Raw genomic sequence first — 3,214 nt, 5'->3', positions numbered from 1 at the left:
TTCAGAACTAACACAGTGGACGCGAGCAACTGAGGACAAGCCCTCGGCCTATTAGTACCAGTCAGCTCCACCCGTTACCGGGCTTCCACATCTGGCCTATCAACCCAGTCGTCTACTGGGAGCCTTACCCTCTCAAGGAGGTGGGAATACTCATCTTGAAGCAGGCTTCCCGCTTAGATGCTTTCAGCGGTTATCCCTCCCGAACGTAGCCAACCAGCCATGCCCTTGGCAGGACAACTGGCACACCAGAGGTTCGTCCGTCCCGGTCCTCTCGTACTAGGGACAGCCCTTCTCAATATTCCTACGCGCACAGCGGATAGGGACCGAACTGTCTCACGACGTTCTAAACCCAGCTCGCGTACCGCTTTAATGGGCGAACAGCCCAACCCTTGGGACCGACTCCAGCCCCAGGATGCGACGAGCCGACATCGAGGTGCCAAACCATCCCGTCGATATGGACTCTTGGGGAAGATCAGCCTGTTATCCCCGGGGTACCTTTTATCCGTTGAGCGACGGCGCTTCCACAAGCCACCGCCGGATCACTAGTCCCGACTTTCGTCCCTGCTCGACCCGTCGGTCTCACAGTCAAGCTCCCTTGTGCACTTACACTCAACACCTGATTGCCAACCAGGCTGAGGGAACCTTTGGGCGCCTCCGTTACCCTTTGGGAGGCAACCGCCCCAGTTAAACTACCCATCAGACACTGTCCCTGATCCGGATCACGGACCGAGGTTAGACATCCAGCACGACCAGAGTGGTATTTCAACGGCGACTCCACCCCAACTGGCGTTGGGGTTTCAAAGTCTCCCACCTATCCTACACAAGCCGAACCGAACACCAATATCAAACTGTAGTAAAGGTCCCGGGGTCTTTCCGTCCTGCTGCGCGAAACGAGCATCTTTACTCGTAGTGCAATTTCACCGGGCCTATGGTTGAGACAGTCGAGAAGTCGTTACGCCATTCGTGCAGGTCGGAACTTACCCGACAAGGAATTTCGCTACCTTAGGATGGTTATAGTTACCACCGCCGTTTACTGGCGCTTAAGTTCTCAGCTTCGCAACCCCGAAAGGTCACTAACCGGTCCCCTTAACGTTCCAGCACCGGGCAGGCGTCAGTCCGTATACATCGCCTTACGGCTTCGCACGGACCTGTGTTTTTAGTAAACAGTCGCTTCTCGCTGGTCTCTGCGGCCACCCCCAGCTCACCGAGTAAATCGGATCACCAGTGATGGCCCCCCTTCTCCCGAAGTTACGGGGGCATTTTGCCGAGTTCCTTAACCATAGTTCACCCGAACGCCTCGGTATTCTCTACCTGACCACCTGAGTCGGTTTAGGGTACGGGCCGCCATGAAACTCGCTAGAGGCTTTTCTCGACAGCATAGGATCATCCACTTCACCACAATCGGCTCGGCATCAGGTCTCAGCCTTATATGAGGGACGGATTTGCCTACCCCTCGGCCTACACCCTTACCCCGGGACAACCACCGCCCGGGCTGGACTACCTTCCTGCGTCACCCCATCGCTTACCTACTACAAGTCTGGTTCGTCGGCTCCACCACTTTCCTTTCCCCGAAGGGTCCGGAACGGCTTCACGGACTTAGCATCGCCTGATTCGATATTGGGCGTTTCAAAGCGGGTACCGGAATATCAACCGGTTGTCCATCGACTACGCCTGTCGGCCTCGCCTTAGGTCCCGACTTACCCTGGGCAGATCAGCTTGACCCAGGAACCCTTAGTCAATCGGCGCACACGTTTCTCACGTGTGTATCGCTACTCATGCCTGCATTCTCACTCGTGAACCGTCCACAACTAGCTTCCGCTGCTGCTTCACCCGGCACACGACGCTCCCCTACCCATCACAGCGGGCGTTGGCCCTATTGCTGCAATGACACGACTTCGGCGGTACGCTTGAGCCCCGCTACATTGTCGGCGCGGAATCACTTGACCAGTGAGCTATTACGCACTCTTTCAAGGGTGGCTGCTTCTAAGCCAACCTCCTGGTTGTCTCTGCGACTCCACATCCTTTCCCACTTAGCGTACGCTTAGGGGCCTTAGTCGATGCTCTGGGCTGTTTCCCTCTCGACCATGGAGCTTATCCCCCACAGTCTCACTGCCGTGCTCTCACTTACCGGCATTCGGAGTTTGGCTAAGGTCAGTAACCCGGTAGGGCCCATCGCCTATCCAGTGCTCTACCTCCGGCAAGAAACACACGACGCTGCACCTAAATGCATTTCGGGGAGAACCAGCTATCACGGAGTTTGATTGGCCTTTCACCCCTAACCACAGGTCATCCCCCAGGTTTTCAACCCTGGTGGGTTCGGTCCTCCACGAAGTCTTACCTCCGCTTCAACCTGCCCATGGCTAGATCACTCCGCTTCGGGTCTAGAGCGTGCAACTCAATCGCCCTGTTCGGACTCGCTTTCGCTACGGCTTCCCCACACGGGTTAACCTCGCTACACACCGCTAACTCGCAGGCTCATTCTTCAAAAGGCACGCAGTCACGACGTTGCATGCAAGCATGCAACGCGACGCTCCCACGGCTTGTAGGCACACGGTTTCAGGTACTATTTCACTCCGCTCCCGCGGTACTTTTCACCATTCCCTCACGGTACTATCCGCTATCGGTCACCAGGGAATATTTAGGCTTAGCGGGTGGTCCCGCCAGATTCACACGGGATTTCTCGGGCCCCGTGCTACTTGGGAGATTCTTAAGCAAGCCGCTGATGTTTCGTCTACGGGGGTCTTACCCTCTACGCCGGACCTTTCGCATGTCCTTCGACTACATCAACGGTTTCTGACTCGCCGACCGGCCGGCAGACCGATCAAAAGAATTCCCACAACCCCGCATGCGCAACCCCTGCCGGGTATCACACGCATACGGTTTGGCCTCATCCGGTTTCGCTCGCCACTACTCCCGGAATCACGGTTGTTTTCTCTTCCTGAGGGTACTGAGATGTTTCACTTCCCCTCGTTCCCTCCACACTGCCTATGTGTTCAGCAGTGGGTGACAGCCCATGACGACTGCCGGGTTTCCCCATTCGGACACCCCCGGATCAAAGCTCAGTTGGCAGCTCCCCGGGGCCTATCGCGGCCTCTCACGTCCTTCATCGGTTCCTGGTGCCAAGGCATCCACCGTGCGCCCTTAAAAACTTGGCCACAGATGCTCGCGTCCACTGTGTAGTTCTCAAACAACGACCAGCCACCCATCACCCTAC

General features: G+C 56.6%; 1 rRNA gene. It reads right to left on the bottom strand.

The features are described 5' to 3' along the window. Nucleotides 1-31 precede the first annotated feature (31 nt). Nucleotides 32-3,155: ribosomal RNA gene (locus tag ACZ3X1_RS37255) — 23S ribosomal RNA — on the bottom strand. Between the last annotated feature and the right edge of the window lie 59 nt (nucleotides 3,156-3,214).

It is taken from the genome of Streptomyces sp. NPDC023541 (assembly GCF_055559995.1).
Note: the sequence above shows the minus strand (reverse complement) of the source record. Positions and strands in the feature narration are given on the sequence as shown.